The organism is Salinivibrio sp. IB282 (assembly GCF_001995685.1).
Lineage (GTDB): Bacteria > Pseudomonadota > Gammaproteobacteria > Enterobacterales > Vibrionaceae > Salinivibrio > Salinivibrio kushneri.
Genome location: NZ_MUET01000024.1, coordinates 18,707 through 38,612 on the forward strand (window position 1 = coordinate 18,707; position 19,906 = coordinate 38,612).

Consider the following 19,906-nt stretch of genomic DNA (forward strand, 5'->3'; position numbering starts at 1 on the left):
GGCTTAGCCGATTTTGGAAAAAGTATTTTATCTTTTATCTATATATCGATAACAATCACTGCGCTAGGGTGAGCCAAGACACTCACCGCAACAAGGCACGAGACCCATGGCCTATTATAATCCTAAATACCCTGATACTCCTTCTCTCAAACGCGCCGCAAAGCGGCGTATCCCCGCATTCGCCTTTGATTACCTTTGTGGCGGTTGCCATGATGAGATTGGCGTGGCGCACAATGCCGGGGCGTTTGAACACGTAAAACTGCAATCTGACTTGCTTGCGCCTACCCCAGAGATCGACTTATCCGTCGAGTTATTTGGCCAACGCTATGCCGCGCCGTTTGGTGTCGCCCCTGTGGGACTTCAAGGGTTAATGTGGCCCAAGGCCCCGGAAATTCTAGCGAAAGCGGCCTATCAAGCAAAGCTTCCTTATGTACTCAGCACCGTATCCTCAGCGAGTCTTGAAACCATCGCCGAGATCTCTGAGGGAACGGCGTGGTATCAACTCTATAATCCGACGGATGCCAAGATCCGTGAGGATCTCATGGGGCGTATCAAACGCGCAGGGTATAAGGTACTGGTGGTGACCGTGGATGTGCCGACCTTCGGTTATCGTCCGCGCGATATAAAAAATGGCTTGGCGATGCCGCCGAAAATGAACCTGCGCAATATCCTGCAAATGATGCAGTGTCCGGCGTGGAGCTGGCAGACGTTATTGGCCGGCGTGCCTGAGATGCAAACCCTCAAGCCTTATATGCCAAAAAACATGCCCACCAGCGAACTGGCGAACTTTATGAACAATACGGTGATGGGCGCCGTCGACTTCGACAGCCTTAAGGTGATCCGCGATAACTGGGACGGCCCCTTGGTACTAAAAGGCTTGGTCAACCCAGACGATGTCAAACAAGCGGTTGCGCTCGGGGCCGACGCGGTGGTCTTATCCAACCATGGTGGCCGCCAGTTAGATGTTGGCGAGTCACCACTGGATACCATTCAAACCATCAAGCGCTTATATGGCGACAAGATTAAACTGCTGATGGACAGTGGCGTACAAAGCGGCGGCAATGTCGCCCAAGCGATGGCCATGGGCGCTGACTTTACCTTGCTGGGCCGCACTTTTGTCTATGCCTGTGGCGCCGTGGGTCACCACGGCGGTGAGCATGCAATAGACATGCTCACCCAACAAATGACGCAAGTGATGGGACAGTTAAAGTGTCCAACGCCGACACAACTGCCACACTTCTTAAAAGCAGGGCCTGGCGTCGCCTAACTCCTTCCGTTCAGTGACCGACCATGCCAAAACGCAAAAAGCCCCAACCGGGGCTTTTTCGTTGCAACAACCTTGGCGTTGACACGCCATTTCACGCCGCGCGTTTTAGAACGGAATGTCGTCGTCAAAATCAGGCAAATCGTTATATTGCTGCTGAGGTTGCGACTGTGGCTGTGGTGCCGACTGTTGTTGCGGTGGCTGTTGGTTAAAGTTTTGCTGTGGTTGCTTAGGCTGCTGAGGCTGTCCCCATCCACCTTGCTGCTGCGGTGACTGCTGCATCGGCTGACCTTGGTTCTGACCACCACGGCCACCCAGCATTTGCATGCTGCCACTAAACGGCTGTACCGCGACTTCCGTGGTGTAACGGTCTTGCCCGTTTTGGTCTTGCCACTTGCGTGTCTGCAGTTGACCTTCGATATACACCTGAGAGCCTTTGCGCAGATACTCACCCGCGACTTCGGCAGTTTTACCGAACAGCACAACACGGTGCCACTCTGTTTTCTCACGCATCTCACCGGTGTTTTTATCACGCCATGACTCTGAGGTCGCGAGGCTGAGGTTCGCCACCGCACCGCCGTTGGGGAGGTAACGGATTTCCGGATCGTTGCCCAAATTACCAATCAAGATGACTTTGTTTATGCCACGGCTGGCCATAGGTGACTCCCACTGTTCTTGGTTGCGCGCGAAACGATTTCGCAAACTGGATAAATAAGGAGGAAGTCTAGCACGAGCACCCCAGAGGTTCGAAGCTTTTCCACGCGATCTGTTTCCATATTCTGCAGTTAACGCGTCGGCACAATGGGTTATCCCTCGCAACGTATACCTTAAAGATAAAAATGGTTTAGACTGATGGAAAGCTTGCCCAGCCTTGACGTCGGTGATCACCCCACTGACGTCATGCGCGGATACGCATGTTGAGTCATCATCAGTAGGATGCTTATGAACCAGGCCGAAACCACCTCAGATAGTTACACTCTGCTTCTTATCTCTCAGCCCAGCATGTCTGTGTCTGCACTGATGACATGCTTGGAAAAAGAAATCCATAGCGAGGTTGAGCTCGTCACGCCCGATGCGATCACCGACAAGCTCACCGCCCGCCCAGGCCTGGTGCTGGTCGACTTAAACGCCTTTGATGATATGGCCACCGAGCAGCTAAAACAATCGCTGATCCCCTTTGCCGACCAACATGTCTTTGCGCTGCTCAATGCACATGATTTAAGTGCCAAAGAACTCGCCAGCTGGCCATTTATCAAAGGGGTCTTCAAAAAAGAAGATGAGATCCGGCACCTGTGTTACGGCATCGAAAAAATGTTCTCTGGCGAGTACTGGCTACCCCGTCATAAAATGGCCGCGTTAATTCACTATTATCAGCAGCACCACCAACAAGCGATCGATGAGCAGACCATTGTCCTGACCAACCGTGAACAACAAATCCTACGCCACCTAGTCACGGGCGCTTCCAACCAAGATATAGCCCGTGCATTGGACGTCAGTGAACACACCGTCAAGTCGYATCTTTATAATGTGTTCAAGAAAATCAATGTCAGAAACCGGGTGCAAGCGGTGTTCTGGGCGAAAAACAATTTATCCTTAATTGGCTCAACAGGGCTTGAGGCCTACCCTGGCGCTGACGACGATCACCGCTAGTTGGGTCAAGCTCGTCAATCAAGGTAAGATGGCGCGTCACTCAATTAACAAGGAAGTCACGGTATGGGTTTTGATGTCTTTAACGGGGATGCAGATGGGCTTACCGCGCTGGTGCAATGGCGCTTAGCACACCCACAAGCCACCACGTTAGTGACTGGGGTGAAACGCGATATTGCCCTGTTAAAACAGGTACCCACCGACACCGAACAGGTCACTGTACTCGATATTTCGATGTCGAAAAATCAAGAGCCACTGGCCACACTGCTCGCCTCGGGCGCGCATGTTTTCTACGCCGATCATCACCAAAGTGGCCCCATCCCTGACTCGCCGTTGTTAGACGCACATATTCATACCCGTGCCAATACTTGTACCGCGCTTATTATCGACAAGCTTCTCGGTGGCCAGTATCGAGAATGGGCGTTGGTTGGCGCGTATGGCGATAACCTGGATCGCACGGCTAATGCCCTCGCCCGACAGTCGGGTATTGGCGAACATACCCGTGCACGCTTAGAGCAGCTCGGCCACTACCTCAATTACAACAGCTATGGCGCGAGCTTGGATGATCTGATTATCCCGCCCGCGGTGTTATACCGCCACCTGTGTGGCTTTTCGACCCCCGATGCTTTTATGCGTGCTTATCCGGACATGGTGATGGAATTAGCTAATGCGTATCAACACGATCGGGAGCGCGCCCAAACCCTCAGCCCCGAGCTTAGCGATGAAAACGCCCAGGTCTATCTGCTCCCTGATACCGCGTGGGCACGGAGAATCAGCGGCATGCTTGGCAACCAGTTAGCCAACCGTCACCCTGACCGCGCCCATGCTGTGCTCACCCCTATGCCCGGAGGAGAGTGGATGGTCAGCATTCGTGCCCCGTTAAATCGTCCCACTGGGGCCGCGCAATTGGCGGAGCAGTTCATCACGGGCGGAGGGCGCGCTGCTGCGGCGGGGATTAATGCCCTTCCCTCTGCATCCTTATCGGCCTTTACCGATGCATTTATGACACATTTTTCCGCCCATGCGGACTAAGCAACGCGGGTGTGGTCACGCTATCTGGGGGCATTGGTGCGTAGGACTTGCTTAGCCGCACTGAACCCAGCAAACTATTGACCCAGATAACATTGTTAGCAGCCGCTTGCTAGCAACCCGCTTGGTGGTGTCGACCGAATAAAGATCCGTCGCCACCCAATATAAAAGAAAGGATCTGAGATGATTAAAAAATGTCTGTTCCCAGCGGCTGGCTATGGCACCCGCTTTTTACCGGCAACCAAATCGATGCCCAAAGAGATGATGCCAGTGGTCAACAAGCCTTTGATTGAATACGGCGTGGATGAAGCCTTGGAAGCGGGTATCAACGGCATGTGTATCGTCACGGGGCGTGGTAAGCATGCCATCATGGATCACTTTGATAAGAACTATGAACTGGAACATCAGATCAGTGGCACCAACAAAGAAGTGCTACTCGATGACATCCGCAACACCATTGAAAAAGCCTCTTTTACTTACATTCGCCAACACGAAATGCGCGGTCTGGGGCATGCGATTTTAACCGGCCGTGAGCTGGTTGGCGACGAAGCCTTTGCCGTCGTACTCGCCGATGATCTTTGCATCCATCCTGATAACGGCGTCCTCAAACAAATGGTGGCCTTATATAATCAATTCCGTTGCTCGATTGTCGCGGTGGAAGAGGTGCCGGAAGATGAGACCCATAAATATGGTGTGATTGCCGGCCAAGAGATCAAAGATGACCTTTTCCGCGTAGATAATATGGTGGAAAAACCCGATCCGGGCAATGCGCCAAGCAACCTTGCCATCATTGGCCGCTATATTCTGACGCCAGATATCTTTGATCTGTTAGAAACGACCCCGCCGGGTAAAAACGGCGAAGTGCAGATCACCGATGCGCTGCTCAAACAGGCACAATCAGGCTGTGTACTGGCGTACAAATTTAAAGGTGAGCGCTTTGATTGTGGCAGCGTGGAAGGCTTTATTGAAGCCACCAACCACTGCTACCAACATCACTACCTTGGCGGACGCAATAAAGACGAAGCGACGGTGAAAAATCGCCGATAACGTTAATCGCGTCGGATCGCGTGTTTTCCCCTTCATGTAAAGGCTGTGTAAATATACAGCCTTTTTATTTGGTCATGGTCATGTCTATGCCATACTAGGCGACCAACCAGTGAGCTGACTGAGTAGTAGGATAATAATGGACAATATCGACGTCAGAGGCGCGCGCACGCACAACCTCAAAAACATCAACCTCACCATCCCTCGCGACAAGCTGATCGTGATCACTGGCCTGTCTGGTTCCGGAAAGTCATCATTGGCTTTCGATACCTTATACGCAGAAGGCCAGCGCCGCTACGTTGAATCCTTGTCAGCGTATGCACGCCAGTTTCTTTCCTTGATGGAAAAACCCGATGTTGACCATATTGAGGGCCTGTCGCCTGCTATCTCGATAGAGCAAAAGTCCACCTCGCACAATCCACGCTCAACGGTCGGCACCATCACTGAAGTGTATGATTACTTGCGCTTGCTCTATGCCCGTGTCGGTGAGCCACGCTGTCCCACTCACGATGTGACCTTGGCCGCTCAGACCATTAGTCAGATGGTCGATAAAGTGCTCGCGCTGCCAGAGGGCAGCAAGCTGATGCTGCTCGCGCCGATCATTAAAAACCGTAAAGGAGAGCATGTTAAGACCCTTGAGAACCTCGCCGCGCAAGGGTTTATCCGTGCAAGGATCAATGGTGAAGTGTGCGATCTGTCGGATCCGCCGACACTCGAGCTGCAGAAAAAGCACACCATTGAGGTGGTGGTCGACCGCTTTAAAGTGCGCGATGATCAGCAACAGCGTTTGGCGGAATCTTTTGAGACTGCGCTCGAGCTAACAGGCGGCAGCGCGGTGATCAGTTGGATGGACGGTGAAGGGGAAGAGATCATTTTTTCCGCCAACTTTGCCTGCCCACACTGCGGTTACAGCATGCAAGAGCTTGAACCTCGCCTGTTCTCCTTTAATAATCCAGCCGGTGCCTGTGGTACCTGTGACGGCTTGGGAGTGCAACAGTATTTTGATCCCAAGCGGGTGATTCAAAACCCAGCGGTTAGCTTGGCGGGGGGCGCGATCCGCGGCTGGGATCGGCGTAATTTTTATTACTTCCAAATGCTACGCTCGCTGTCTGAGCATTACGGGTTTGATTTGGAAGAGCCATGGCAGGATCTCTCCGGCACCATTCAGGATATCCTCTTATATGGTTCAGGGCCGAAAGAGATCGAGTTCAAATACGTCAACGATCGGGGCGATATTCGTGTACGCAAACATCCGTTTGAGGGGATCCTCAACAATATGGAGCGTCGCTACCGTGACACCGAATCGAATGCCGTGCGCGATGAACTGGCCAAATATATCGCTACTAAACCCTGTGCCAGCTGCGGTGGCTCACGCTTACGCCAAGAAGCCCGTCATGTATTTATCGACGGCCACAATCTACCCGAGATTTGTGAGCTGAGCATTCAACAGGCGCTAGACTTCTTTGAACAGCTTACCTTAACCGGACAGCGCGCCAAGATTGCCGAAAAGGTGATGAAAGAGATCCATGACCGGCTACGGTTTTTGGTCAATGTAGGGCTCAATTACCTGAATTTATCGCGCAGTGCCGATACCCTCTCTGGCGGTGAAGCACAGCGTATTCGACTGGCCAGCCAAATTGGCGCGGGCTTGGTGGGCGTCATGTATGTTCTGGATGAGCCCTCTATCGGCCTGCACCAGCGTGACAATGCCCGCTTGCTTGACACCTTGGAGCACCTGCGCGATCTGGGGAACACCGTGATGGTGGTCGAGCATGATGAAGATGCCATACGTGCGGCCGACTATATCATTGATATTGGCCCGGGGGCCGGGGCACATGGGGGTCACATTGTTGCCGAAGGCAGTTTAGAGGACATACTGACCAGTGAGTCGTCACTGACAGGCCAGTATCTAAGTGGCAAGCAAGCGATCAAGGTGCCTGCAAAGCGTATTGAGCGCGACCCGAACAAAATGTTGACCCTGAAAGGGGCAACGGGCAACAACCTGAAAAACGTTGATCTCCACCTACCTGTCGGACTCCTTACCTGCGTGACGGGTGTGTCAGGCTCAGGCAAGTCAACGCTTATCAATGACACCTTCTTTAAAGTCGCCCACCAGCAATTAAACGGCGCGACCACCACTGATCCCGCGCCTTATCAATCGATTGATGGCTTGGGGCACTTCGATAAGGTGATCGATATTGACCAAAGTCCTATTGGCCGTACCCCACGCTCAAACCCAGCCACTTATACGGGGATCTTCACCCCGATCCGTGAGCTGTTTGCCGGCACGCAAGAAGCGCGTGCGCGCGGCTATAAAGTGGGTCGCTTCAGCTTTAACGTGCGCGGTGGACGCTGTGAAGCCTGCCAAGGGGATGGCGTGATCAAAGTGGAAATGCATTTCTTACCCGATGTGTATGTGCCTTGTGATGTGTGTAAAGGCAAGCGTTATAACCGGGAAACATTGGAAGTACGCTATAAAGGCAAGACCATCGATGAAGTCCTTGAGATGACCGTCGAGGACGCGCGTGAGTTTTTCGACGCCGTGCCCGCGATCAAGCGCAAGCTACAGACGTTGATGGATGTTGGCCTGAGCTATATTCGCCTTGGCCAAGCCGCCACCACCTTATCGGGCGGTGAAGCACAGCGGGTTAAGTTAGCCCGAGAGTTGTCTAAACGGGATACGGGTAAAACGCTCTACATCCTCGATGAGCCGACCACAGGGCTTCATTTCCATGATATTCAACAACTGCTTAATGTCTTGCATCGCTTGCGCGAACAGGGCAACACTATCGTGGTAATCGAGCATAATCTGGATGTGATAAAAACCGCGGACTGGATCATCGACTTAGGACCTGAGGGCGGTAACGGCGGCGGTGAAATCATCGCGCAAGGTACGCCAGAAGACATCGTCGATGTTTTGGGTAGCCACACCGCCCACTTCCTCAAACCTATGTTGGAGCGATAATGACCTCAGCGCTGCCGCCGAGTCGCGTAATAAGAAAGCCGCTAACAGCCCCATTTCTGCTTGCGTTAGCGGCCTTGTGGTTAATCTGTTTGCCCCTCTATTCGGTGTCTCTCCCGTTAGTGGGCATTCGTCACCCTGCGGCAGCGTTATCACTACTGACCTTGGCGTTTGCCTTAGGGTTTGCCTGCTTGGAAGTCGTGCGTCAACATACCTGGCGGGCAAGCCGACTGACCTGGATGCTTGGTTTGGCAACGGGCCTGGCGATTATTCCTTATTACTATCCGCACGCAGAGGCACTCAATAGCGGTTATGCTATGGCCGCCTTGATACTGAGCCTCGGTTTCTTCTCCAGCCTTCAGCAGTTTGTTTTTAACCATTCGCAGCGGCAAAAGCTACTCGGGGTATTTTTGCTCGCCTCTTGGCTCGCGGTGCTGTCGGTGTTGGGCAATCAACCACCACCGGGCATGGCACCTTTTATGTTTAACAACTGGGTACCTCACTTGCCCCCAGCGGTCACGCATACCCTGCTACTCACGGGGCTGACGTTAGCCGCATACATTCTCGCCAGAGAGCCGAGTGGCCGCTATCGCCACCCTATCAGCCAAAGCCTGCTGGCCGTCACCCCCTTCATTTTTATTCCCGTATTAGCGATGCAAGGCCAGCCGTTGCTGCTGCTCTTTGCCTTGTGTGCCGTCGTGTTACAGCAAGCCTATTTGGCTCGCTTTGCCTCCAGGCGCCAGCACAAAGCCTGGCTTGTGGCGGTCTGTCTCGGCGCTATCCTGGCGGTATTTTTCCTCAGTGGTCAAGATAATTGGCAATGGCTGAGCGCCAGCGAGCAACGTGCGTTGTTGTTAGCGTGGCAACAATGGCAGACAACGCCGTTTTTTGGGGTAGGCATGGGGAATGGCAAGCAGGCCTTGCTATTGCTTTCTGCTTCACAACCCGGCCATCTGGGTCCAGTGAACCTGCCCAGTGCACTGCTATTTTGGTTGTTGGAAGGAGGCTTATTGATTGGATTGGGCTATGTGTTGGTGATCATGGCTATCGGCGTCAGGATCTTTCGTGCGCCCTCAGGAACACGGCGGATCTTGATTGCTTTAGTGCTCCCTCCGCTCACAGGACTGATGATCTATCCGGTGAGCGGCACCCAGTGGTTTAATGGGATATTGTTACTCCTTTGGCTATACTGGCTTGATAACCTCACCAGTAAATATCGCCGCTACCCAGTTCTCACTCATGGTTACAGCCAACGTATCGCCAGTCGCACCGTGATCACTGCCCTCGTCATCGCGACACTCGTGTGCCTGTCGTCCGTGTATTTGGCCAATCGTTATTTGCGCGACTCTTTACTCAGCTCACAACGCTTTGCCTTGTATCAGCGGCATCCATGGTGGCAGCAAAAGCTGGCCCACGCACAACAAAGCCGTCACTTTCAGGCTAACTTGGCGACTTTTTCTGACACTGAGCGCCAGCAACATCTTAACCAATTATTGCGTCAAGTGGCGCAAAGACCACGTTTTGCTGGCTACCAGCACGCCTATCAGGTGGCTCTGCAAATCGGTGACCGTCAACGGGCTCGCGATATACAGCAAGAAGCGCGTTACTTGTATCCAAACGCGGCGAAGGTATGGACAACCCGCCATACCCTCCCAGACCATGCGACGCCCTAGCGTAATGCCTCTTCCAGGGCTTTAAGACACAGGGCAATGTTCTCATCCCTTGCGCCATAGCCCATTAAGCCGATCCGCCAGGCTTTGCCGGCGAGATCGCCCAGCCCCGCGCCAATTTCCAAGTTATAGGTGTTGAGAAGATGCTGGCGCACGGCGGCATCATCTACGCCCTCAGGAATATAAACGGCGTTAAGCTGGGGCAAACGATAGGGTTCATCGACCACAAAGCCAATTCCTAGGTTGTCTAATCCCGCTTTCAAACGCTGATGCATCGTGCGGTGGCGCTGCCACGCGTTTTCAATCCCTTCTTGATACAATCTAAGCAGAGCTTCATGTAAGGCATATAAACTATTCACGGGTGCCGTATGGTGGTAGCTACGTTTGCCGTCKCCGCTCCAATATCCTAACACCAAACTTTGGTCGAGAAACCAGCTTTGCACCTTGTGAGTGCGCGCCTGCATTTTTTCGATTGCACGGGGCGAGAATGTCACGGGCGATAAGCCCGGCACACACGATAAGCACTTCTGACTGCCTGAGTAAACCGCATCCAACTGCCATTCATCGACTTTCAACGGCACGCCACCGAGAGAGGTCACCGCATCGACAATAGTGAGGCAGCCATGCTCGCGCGCCAAGGTGGCAAGGGCCTGTGCATCTGAGCAAGCGCCTGTGGACGTCTCAGCATGGACAAATGCGACAATGCTAGCCTCCGGGTGCGCTTTCAAAGCCGCTTCAACCTTTTCAGGATTGACCGGATCGCCCCAAGCATCATCAACCATCACCGCGTGTGCGCCACAACGCTCCACGTTTTCTCGCATCCGGTCGCCAAACACGCCATTGCGACACACGATCACTGTGTCGCCAGGCTCCACCAAATTGACAAAACAGGCTTCCATCCCGGCACTCCCGGGGGCAGAGACCGCAATGGTAAACGGATTTTCGGTTTGAAAAGCGTACTGCAGTAGCTGCTTGACCTCATCCATCATGGCAATGAATAAGGGATCAAGATGCCCCAATGTCGGCTTACTCAATGATTGCAGCACCGATGGATAAATGTCAGAAGGGCCTGGCCCCATCAGTGTGCGAGCGACAGGTTGAAAAGACTGAATATCGGAAATTGCACGAGCCATCACGAATCCTTGTTGTTGGTACCGAGGCTCACCGTTATAGCATATTTTTTCGCCATCCCCCTAGCCTCTGGCACATGAACTGTGTGATCGCTAGCGTCGATTTGCTTTTCTTGTCAGGGTCGATAATGGGCAATGGCCTTTTCTTGCCTGGGTGAGAGGCAGGCGCTGGGCAGCGCTCCTATCGAGCGTAAAAACACGGTTGACACCCTGCGATCACACCCGTAATGTTAAAACTGTTCATGCGGTCACCGACCCATGACTGAACATGCAGAAGAGGTGCATTTCTCAGGCAGTTATCAAGCGGAGCCCCACTCCTAAGCATGATAACCAGGGGAGACAATGCCGAGGTGGCGTACGTTCGGGGTCGATACGCTGCCGGCCTTGAAGGCTGAATCCTTCAGGCTGTCACTTGTCATCCATATGGACAGACAGGTGGAGCGCTTCTGGCAGACTACACCTGCCGTTTGCTCTTCCTACCTTGTCGCGGTATTTATCGCGGTCACGATGTGACTTCTGATGTTCCCCATCATTTTTAATTTTTTGACTCTGCTAGCCAGAGAGGGGAAAGGACGTGAGGCCATTACCATCAATTTCAGTCGCTAAGTTTGGCGGCACCAGTGTCGGGACGCTAGCGGCGATGCAGCAAAGCGCCGCTGTTATCGAGCAAAACCCGCAAACCCGTTTAATCGTGATCAGTGCGTGCGCCGGTGTGACCAATCATTTGGTCGCGCTGGCAAAAGGGATCAGCGACCCTGACGCGCGCCAAGCCAAATTAGACGCCATTCATGCCATTCACCAAGCCATATTGCAGCAACTTCCTGATTGCCAAAACACGCAAACAGCCGTCGACCACTGGCATCTCGCCATTGCCGAGTATGCCGAAAAAGCGGTTTCCGCCCCAAACTCGGCCTTAACCGATGCGCTCGTCGCCTGCGGCGAGCTGATCTCGACCCATATTTTCACTCATTTACTCAATAGCCAAGGTATGGCAACAATACGGGCCGATGCGCGTGAATTGCTGCGCACCGACAGCCAGTTTGGCTGTGCCCAGCCTGACCCACAGCAGACGCGAACACAGTGCCACGACCAATTGCTTCCGCATTTAGCCACACACCGAGTGGTCACCCAAGGGTTTATCGGCGCGGATGCCCACGGACAAACCACCACCTTAGGCCGTGGTGGTAGCGACTACAGCGCCGCACTGTTCGCCGAAGCCGTGAACGCAGAGAGTTTGGCCATTTGGACTGATGTACCGGGGATTTATACCACCGACCCGCGGATTGCCGACCAAGCGCGCCCAATCAGTGAAATTAGTTTTAGCGAAGCCTCAGAAATGGCCACGTTTGGTGCCAAAATCCTTCACCCATCCACCTTAGTGCCTGCAGTGCGCCRACATATTCCTGTGTTTGTCGGGGCTGCGAGCGCGCCTGAGCAAGGCGGTACCTGGATCCGCGAACAAGCGCACTCGGCACCGCTGTTTCGTGCCGTCGCCTTACGTCGAAACCAAACCATGGTGACACTGACCAGCTTAAACATGTTCCATGCATATGGCTTTTTGGCCAAAGTATTTGAGGTTTTGGCACGATTTGAAATCTCGGTAGACTTGATCACCACCTCGGAGGTCAGTGTCGCTTTAACCCTTGATCAAACCAACACTCAGGGCGACGCACCGCAGCTGCCAGAAGCGGCTATCGCCGAACTGACCCAGTTATGTCATGTCGAGATCTGCGAGAACCTGGCGGTGGTGGCGCTGATTGGCAACGAGATGAATCATACTGCTGGCGCGACAGCGCCGGTGTTCAGTGCCTTAGCACAACACAAACTACGCATGATTTGCTACGGTGCCAGCAACCACAATGTCTGTGTGGTGGTTGAAGATGACGATGCCACCCAGGTGGTGCAGCGGTTACACGCGGACTTATTTGAATAATAAAGAAGCCAGCACAGCTAATGTGCTGGCTTCTTTCGTTAGCCGTTTAAGTTCGGCCCGAGCCATTTTTCCGCTTCTTCGCTGCTCCACCCTTTGCGTGCTGCATAGCTGTCTCGCTGATCGTTTTGGATCTTCGCCACCGCAAAGTAGCGTGACTCAGGGTGGGAAAAATACCAACCTGAGACCGACGCCCCCGGCCACATCGCGTAGCTTTCAGTGAGTGTCATCCCCGTATGCGCTTCTACCGACAGCAATTGCCAAATTTTGCCTTTCTCACTGTGTTCAGGACAGGCGGCATAACCCGGCGCTGGCCGGATCCCTTGGTATTGCTCGCGGATCAGCGCGTCGTTATCGAGCGTCTCATCGGGCGCATAGCCCCACAAGGTGATTCGAATTTGCTGATGGAGATACTCTGCAAAGGCTTCTGCGAGTCTATCGGCGACCGCCTGGATCATGATCGCGTTATAATCATCCCCTTTCGCTTTGTATTCTTCCGCCAGGGCATATTCGCCAATACCACCTGTGACCGCAAATGCGCCAATCCAATCCGGCTGGCCACTGCTTTTTGGCGCAATAAAGTCCGACAAGCAATAGTTGGCACCACGTGGCTTTTTCGTTTGCTGGCGCAAGTGGTTCAGTATAGTGAGCGTCGCTTGGCGAGACCCATCCTCATAGACCTCAATATCATCATCAATGCTATTGGCAGGAAAGAGGCCACACACCCCTTTTGCCGCCACCAAGCCTTCTGCCTCGAAACGATCGAGCCAAGCATTGGCGTCCTGGTACAAACGACGCGCTTCCTCACCCACCAGTTCGTGATCCAAAATCGCCGGGAATTTGCCACTAAGTGACCAAGTCATAAAGAAGGGTGTCCAGTCGATATACTGACGTAAGGTTGCTATCGAGACATCATCGTACACATGGACGCCCGGCTTCGCCGGTTGCGGAGGCACATAGTTTGTCCAATCCGTTTGCCACTTATTGTCGCGCGCCTGCTCAAGGGACACCGGTGCCGTGCGCGGGGTTTTACGCTGGTGCTGCTCACGTACAGCGGCATAGTCTTTAGCTAAACGGGCTACAAAATCCGGTCGCTGCGTCTCGGATAATAACGATGAGCATACCCCCACCGCACGTGACGCGTTGGGCACATAGACCACGGGCGCATGGTAATGCTGCTCAATTTTCACCGCGGTATGGGCTTTGGACGTGGTCGCGCCGCCAATAAGTAGAGGAATATCAAATCCTTGGCGCTCCATCTCTTTCGCCACGTTCACCATCTCATCTAACGATGGGGTAATCAGGCCAGATAGACCAATAATATCGACGTTTTCTTCTCGCGCCACCGACAGGATTTTATCGGTCGGCACCATCACGCCGAGATCAATAATCTCGAAGTTATTACATTGCAGCACCACACCAACAATGTTTTTGCCAATGTCATGCACATCCCCTTTGACCGTGGCGAGCAAGATCTTGCCATTGGTCTGTCCTTGCTGCTTTTCAGCATTGATGTAGGGCTCAAGGTAAGCCACCGCCTGCTTCATCACCCGTGCCGACTTCACCACTTGTGGCAGGAACATCTTGCCTTCACCAAACAAATCCCCGACCACGTTCATGCCTGCCATCAACGGGCCTTCAATCACTTCTAGAGGTTTACTTGCCGCGGCGCGAGCCAGCTCGGTATCTTCAACAATAAACTCGGTAATGCCTTTGACCAGTGCATGTTCAAGGCGCTTTTCCACTGGCCAACTACGCCACTCTGCGGTTTCTGCGACCTCGCTCTCCCCGCTATCGCGATAGCTGTCGGCGATGTCCAGCAAACGCTCTGTCGCCCCATCGTCTTTGTTGAGAACCACATCTTCCACTGCTAGGCGCAAAGACTCGGATAAATCATCATAAATCGCCAATTGACCGGCATTGACGATCCCCATGTCCATGCCATTTTTGATGCAGTGATACRAAAACACCGCATGAATAGCCTCACGGACGGGATTGTTGCCTCGAAACGAAAACGACACATTTGAGACGCCGCCCGAGATCATGGCATGCGGCAGAGTTTGTTTAATGTCGGCCACCGCGTTGATGAAATCAACCGCGTAGTTATTGTGCTCATCAATGCCGGTGGCAACCGCAAAAATATTAGGATCGAAAATAATGTCTTCCGGTGGAAAGCCAACTTGCTCGACCAGAAGGTGATAGGCCCGCGTACAGATTTCCACTTTCCGCGCCTGGGTATCAGCCTGTCCTTGCTCATCAAACGCCATCACGATCACTGCCGCGCCATAGCGACGGACTAAACGAGCTTGGTGTAGAAAGGCTTCTTCTCCTTCTTTGAGCGAAATAGAGTTGACGATGCCTTTACCTTGAATGCACTTTAGGCCAGCTTCAATCACCTCCCATTTGGAGGAATCAATCATCACAGGCACACGGGCAATATCCGGCTCCCCCGCGCAAAGGTTGAGAAATCGCACCATGGCCTTTTCGGCATCCAACATGCCCTCATCCATATTGATATCGATGATTTGGGCGCCGTTCTCCACTTGCTGCAATGCCACTTCAAGCGCTTCGTCATATTGCTCTTCAACGATTAAGCGTTTAAAGCGTGCTGAGCCGGTGACATTGGTGCGCTCCCCTACGTTGACGAACAAGCTATCAGCATTAATGGTCAGGGGCTCGAGCCCAGACAAACGGCATGCCACAGGATGATCAGGAAGCGCGCGTGGCGCATGTTGCTTCACCGCGTCGCTAATCGCTTGAATATGTTCGGGCGTAGTGCCACAGCACCCCCCGACCAAGTTGATAAAGCCAGACGCCGCCCACTCATCAATGTGTGTCGCCATCTCTTCGGGAGAAAGATCATACTCGCCAAAGGCGTTGGRCAACCCCGCATTGGGGTGGACGGAGACAAAGCCCTCACAAATATCGCTCAGCTCTTTGACATACTGGCGCAATTCAGCTGGCCCAAGTGCGCAGTTTAAGCCAAACGACAGTGGCTCAACATGACGCAACGAGTGATAAAAAGCGGCGGTGGTTTGTCCGGATAAGGTGCGTCCAGACGCATCAGTGATGGTGCCGGAGATCATAATGGGTAAGCGAAAACCGCGGGCATCAAAGACCTTTTCAACCGCAAACGCGCATGCTTTGGCATTCAAGGTATCAAAAATGGTCTCCAACATGATGATATCAACACCGCCGTCAATGAGCGCTTCGGTGGACTCGGCATACACGTCGACTAACTGATCAAAGCTGACATTGCGAAAGCCCGGGTCATTCACGTCTGGAGAGATTGAACACGTTCGGTTCGTCGGCCCTAACACGCCCGCGACAAAACGGGGTTTATCCGGCGTTTTCGCCGTCCACGAATCAGCAACCTCACGCGCAAGCCGGGCTGCCGCGCCGTTGATTTCCGCACTCAGCGCCTGCATGTCGTAATCAGCCATCGCGATTTGGGTGGCGTTAAAGGTGTTGGTTTCAATAATGTCCGCGCCCGCCGCCAGATAATCACTGTGTAGCGAAGCGATCTTATCAGGCTGCGTCAGCACCAAGAGATCGTTATTGCCTTTCACATCACAGTGCCAATCTTTAAAACGTTGGCCACGATAATCGGCTTCGCTCAGTGCCAAACCTTGGATCATGGTGCCCATGCCACCATCGATCACTAGAATACGGTCGCGCAGTTGCTGTGTTAGTCGGTCCATACTATTACGCTTATCATCTTCCTCGTTGCAGTCATTTCATCCTACCACAGCGGAAATGGAAATCTAGACGTCTATAAATAACAATTTATTTTGATCTATTTCAATTCAGCTGTTCGTTTTGAAAGCGATTTCTATTAATATTTCGACACACTTTTTCATTCCCTCGTTGCACTAGGAAGCGGCATGTCAACCTACGCAATCCTCAGCTTTATGGCTGCTGCAGCCATCTTTATCGCTTTTATTAATAGTAAAATCAGCCGAGTACAAACCACGATCGCCATCACCGCCAGCTCGCTCCTACTGTCTTTGCTGATAGTGATCGCCGGTCAATACCAAGCAATTCCACTAAAAGCCATGGCCGAGCAAATACTGACAGATATCCACTTTGATACGTTTTTGCTCAAAGGCGTCCTCGGCTTTTTGCTCTTCGCAGGGGGGATTGGCGTCAAGCTTCCCTCTTTCTCCGACCAAAAGTGGGAGATCACAACCCTGGTGATCGGCGGGCTATTGGTCTCTGTGTTGTTAATCGGCTCCGGTATCTGGGGCGTGTTTCAACTGATTGGCATCCCCTTTGATTTCCTCTACTGCCTGTTATTTGGCGCGCTGATATCGCCCACCGACCCCATCGCTGTGCTTGCTATCGTCAAAAAGCTGCAAGCACCGACGCGGATCACCACACAAATTGAGGGAGAGTCATTATTCAATGATGGTGTGGGTATCGTGATCTTTGTGACCCTTTTTACCCTAGCCTTTGGCGACAACAACCCGACGGTGGGCGGTACCATTGCCTTATTTTTACAAGAAGCCGTTGGCGGGGTTTTATATGGTCTAGTGCTGGGCTATCTTTTCCATCGCTTGATTTGTGCCACTAACGATCACTCGATGGAATTGCTATTAACGCTGGCTATCCCCAGCGCTGGCTATGTCTTGGCCGATATGCTGCATGTCTCTGGCCCGCTGGCAATGGTGGTATCGGGGATCATGATCGGTAACTGGACCCGCTTTATTGGCTTTTCCAAAGAAAGTGAAGATCACCTCGACCACTTCTGGGAATTAGTCGATGAATTTCTTAACAGCCTACTCTTTCTCCTCATCGGGGTTAGCTTGCTGCAAATCAGTTTCCATAAAGAAGACTGGATCATTATGGCGGCGGTGGTTCCTATTGTGCTTCTCGCCCGTTTTATTAGCGTGAAAATGTGCTATCTCGGTTTCAACCGCTTTCGTTCTTATAACCCTTGGGCGGTGCGTATATTAAGCTGGGGTGGGTTACGTGGCGGTCTCGCACTGGCGATGGCGATGGCCGTGCCCGTTGGCATCATGGTGGTGCCGGAAAAAAATATCGATGTCCGCGAGCTGATCCTCATCATGACCTACGCGGTGGTGGTGTTTTCCATTTTGGTGCAAGGCTCAACCATGACAGGCATGGTTGATAAAGCAAACGCAGCACAAGACGAAATGGATAAACATCAAACCTAAATCCACACAGCTCCCTAAGCAAAAGGCGTCCGCGGGCGCCTTTTTTTATTCATCCAGGGTAAAGTTAGACGCAGAGAAGGTATCCAAGTCGAAGGGCGTTTGCTGGTAAACACAATAGTTTAGCCAGTTGGCAAACAGTAAATGGCCATGGCTGCGCCAACTCACATACGGTGGCTGGGAAGGATCGTCATCCGGGTAATAATTAAGGGGGACAGCCGGCTCCATCCCTTCTTCTAAATCCCGATGATATTCATGATGCAAGCTATGAGAATCATACTCAGGGTGACCGGTGACAAACACATTGCGCTTATCTTTCGTCGCCGCCAGATAGGTACCCGCTTCATTAGAGGTTGCTAAGATGTCGAGATCCGTATGCTCTGCAAGATAGTTAGGCGAAAAATCCGCATAGCGCGAGTGGGGCGCTAAGAAACTATCATCAAAGCCGCGTAATAGCGGATGTTTGCATAAGTCAGCATTAATGTCGTGCTGATAGACACCCGATAACTTCTCCTTACGAGTTTTCTTTGGCAAGTCGTAAAGTAGCTTTAAGCCCGCTTGCGCGGCCCAACAGATATAGAGGGTTGAAGTAACGTGTTGGTGCGCCCAATTCATCACATCCTGTAAATGCTCCCAGTAAATCACATCCTCGAACTGTACCAACCCGAGTGGCGCGCCTGTCACGATAAGACCATCGAAATTACGTCCGCGAACGGCCTCAAACTGACGGTAGAAGGTATCGAGATGCTCGGTTGGCGTATTTTTGCTTGGCCGGTTATCTATCCGTAAAAGCTCAACATCCACTTGCAAAGGACTGTTAGAGAGTAGACGCATAAATTGCGTTTCCGTCTCGATTTTCTTTGGCATCAGGTTGAGCAGCAGCACCTTCAGCGGGCGGATGTTTTGACTCACCGCGCGCGTCTCGGTCATTACGAATATGTTTTCACGCCTTAGGATATTAGTCGCGGGGAGCTGATCCGGGATTTTAATCGGCATCACTGCCTCCTAGAGATGTTTAGACGTCCAGATATCTAATAACATAACCTAGTCACTGATTAAGCTCAAGCAGTGATCACCCTTAGACCAACATTGTTTTAAGCATAGGAGAAGACAGTATTGATAAGAAAGACAGAAACGAAAAAAGCCCTCCGCGAATGCGGAGGGCTTCAAAAAAGCTCTTGGCAGTGACCTACTCTCACATGGGGAGACCCCACACTACCATCGGCGCAGCAACGTTTCACTTCTGAGTTCGGCATGGGTTCAGGTGGTGCCGTTACGCTATGGCCGCCAAGAAAATTCTGGTGCTGATAGGCAGATTTGAACTGCCGACCTCACCCTTACCAAGGGTGCGCTCTACCAACTGAGCTATATCAGCGAAAACGCTTCATCAAAGTCTTACGTCAATCTGCTTTGATACTTAAATGTTTGCTAACTAAAGCCTAATACTAAGCTCTAATTAGATTATCTTGTTTGATGCGATGAGGATTTTGAATCGAGACGCGCAGTGTATGCCAATACATGAGCATCGCAGATATCAAAAGCATCGAGCTATCAAAAAGATAAGCAATGAGAGCCTGGCGATGTCCTACTCTCACATGGGGAGACCCCACACTACCATCGGCGCTGCTTCGTTTCACTGCTGAGTTCGGCATGGAGTCAGGTGGGTCCAAAGCGCTATGGTCGCCAAGCAAAATTCGGTGTGTCTTCACTTTTCAGTCAAAACACAAATCTAGAAAGCTGTTCGTTCTCGCCACAATCAACTGGCTTATTTTAAGTCCAACCCAAAACCGCTTGGGTGTTGTATGGTTAAGCCTCACGGGCAATTAGTACAGGTTAGCTCAACGCCTCACAGCGCTTACACACCCTGCCTATCAACGTCGTAGTCTACGACAACCCTTTAGAGAGCTCGAAGCTCTAGGGATGACTCATCTCGGGGCCAGCTTCGCGCTTAGATGCTTTCAGCGCTTATCTGTGCCGAACTTAGCTACCGGGCAATGCGTCTGGCGACACAACCCGAACACCAGCGGTTCGTCCACTCCGGTCCTCTCGTACTAGG

Annotated in this window: 12 protein-coding genes, 1 tRNA gene, 3 rRNA genes and 1 riboswitch; of the genes, 8 read left to right on the forward strand and 8 right to left on the reverse strand. The window is 52.4% G+C overall.

The window, feature by feature from the left end:
* The first annotated feature begins 106 nt into the window (after positions 1 to 106).
* Entirely contained in the window at positions 107 to 1,267 is a 1,161-nt protein-coding gene (locus tag BZG14_RS07195; protein WP_069361769.1) for an alpha-hydroxy acid oxidase, read from the forward strand.
* A 105-nt stretch (positions 1,268 to 1,372) separates the two neighbouring features.
* On the opposite strand, the gene BZG14_RS07200 is transcribed toward BZG14_RS07195, so the two are convergent.
* The gene (locus BZG14_RS07200) at positions 1,373 to 1,921 is read right to left on the reverse strand and encodes a single-stranded DNA-binding protein (RefSeq protein ID WP_069361768.1); all 549 of its coding nucleotides are present in this window, start codon (positions 1,919 to 1,921) and stop codon (positions 1,373 to 1,375) included.
* Between the two features lie 285 nt (positions 1,922 to 2,206).
* Between BZG14_RS07200 and BZG14_RS07205 the strand changes: the two genes are divergently transcribed.
* The 5 genes from BZG14_RS07205 (at position 2,207) to BZG14_RS07225 (ending at position 9,619) form a co-directional block, all read left to right on the forward strand.
* Positions 2,207 to 2,914 (forward strand): LuxR C-terminal-related transcriptional regulator, encoded by a 708-nt coding sequence (locus tag BZG14_RS07205; protein WP_077608374.1) that lies wholly within the window; start codon positions 2,207 to 2,209, stop codon positions 2,912 to 2,914.
* A gap of 63 nt (positions 2,915 to 2,977) precedes the next feature.
* Complete coding sequence (locus tag BZG14_RS07210; RefSeq protein WP_077608375.1) at positions 2,978 to 3,943, forward strand: acetyltransferase; 966 nt, start codon at positions 2,978 to 2,980, stop codon at positions 3,941 to 3,943.
* Positions 3,944 to 4,123: 180 nt separating this feature from the next.
* Positions 4,124 to 4,987: a UTP--glucose-1-phosphate uridylyltransferase GalU gene (gene galU / locus BZG14_RS07215; RefSeq protein ID WP_069361765.1), complete on the forward strand. Its 864-nt coding sequence runs from the start codon at positions 4,124 to 4,126 to the stop codon at positions 4,985 to 4,987.
* Positions 4,988 to 5,123: 136 nt separating this feature from the next.
* Positions 5,124 to 7,949, forward strand: coding sequence for an excinuclease ABC subunit UvrA (gene uvrA, locus BZG14_RS07220; RefSeq protein ID WP_077608376.1), 2,826 nt, complete (start codon positions 5,124 to 5,126; stop codon positions 7,947 to 7,949).
* Positions 7,949 to 9,619 (forward strand): Wzy polymerase domain-containing protein, encoded by a 1,671-nt coding sequence (locus BZG14_RS07225; protein WP_077608377.1) that lies wholly within the window; start codon positions 7,949 to 7,951, stop codon positions 9,617 to 9,619. Before uvrA ends, BZG14_RS07225 begins: the two co-directional genes overlap by 1 nt.
* Here the strand turns inward: BZG14_RS07225 and BZG14_RS07230 are convergent.
* On the reverse strand, positions 9,616 to 10,749 hold the full coding sequence (locus tag BZG14_RS07230) for a pyridoxal-phosphate-dependent aminotransferase family protein (RefSeq protein WP_077608378.1): 1,134 nt from the start codon (positions 10,747 to 10,749) through the stop codon (positions 9,616 to 9,618). The two genes, BZG14_RS07225 and BZG14_RS07230, sit on opposite strands and share 4 nt — an antisense overlap.
* Positions 10,750 to 11,012: 263 nt before the next feature.
* A riboswitch (Lysine riboswitch) is annotated at positions 11,013 to 11,200 on the forward strand.
* A 120-nt stretch (positions 11,201 to 11,320) separates the two neighbouring features.
* Between BZG14_RS07230 and lysC the strand changes: the two genes are divergently transcribed.
* Positions 11,321 to 12,679: a lysine-sensitive aspartokinase 3 gene (gene lysC, locus BZG14_RS07235; protein WP_077608379.1), complete on the forward strand. Its 1,359-nt coding sequence runs from the start codon at positions 11,321 to 11,323 to the stop codon at positions 12,677 to 12,679.
* Positions 12,680 to 12,717: 38 nt separating this feature from the next.
* Here the strand turns inward: lysC and metH are convergent, their stop codons facing one another.
* Entirely contained in the window at positions 12,718 to 16,377 is a 3,660-nt protein-coding gene (gene metH / locus BZG14_RS07240; protein WP_077608380.1) for a methionine synthase, read from the reverse strand.
* Between the two features lie 183 nt (positions 16,378 to 16,560).
* On the opposite strand from metH, the gene BZG14_RS07245 reads away from it, so the two are divergent.
* Positions 16,561 to 17,853 (forward strand): cation:proton antiporter, encoded by a 1,293-nt coding sequence (locus tag BZG14_RS07245; RefSeq protein WP_077608381.1) that lies wholly within the window; start codon positions 16,561 to 16,563, stop codon positions 17,851 to 17,853.
* 45 nt (positions 17,854 to 17,898) lie between these two features.
* Here BZG14_RS07245 and metA read toward each other — a convergent pair whose 3' ends face one another.
* The 5 genes from metA to BZG14_RS07270 all read right to left on the reverse strand — a co-directional run.
* Complete coding sequence (gene metA / locus BZG14_RS07250) at positions 17,899 to 18,846, reverse strand: homoserine O-acetyltransferase MetA (RefSeq protein ID WP_077484117.1); 948 nt, start codon at positions 18,844 to 18,846, stop codon at positions 17,899 to 17,901.
* Positions 18,847 to 19,026: 180 nt separating this feature from the next.
* Positions 19,027 to 19,142, reverse strand: a 5S ribosomal RNA gene (rrf, locus tag BZG14_RS07255).
* A 7-nt stretch (positions 19,143 to 19,149) separates the two neighbouring features.
* Positions 19,150 to 19,225 (reverse strand) — tRNA-Thr (locus BZG14_RS07260).
* A gap of 197 nt (positions 19,226 to 19,422) precedes the next feature.
* Positions 19,423 to 19,538 (reverse strand): 5S ribosomal RNA (gene rrf / locus BZG14_RS07265).
* Between the two features lie 114 nt (positions 19,539 to 19,652).
* Positions 19,653 to 19,906 (reverse strand): 23S ribosomal RNA (locus BZG14_RS07270); the annotation flags it as partial.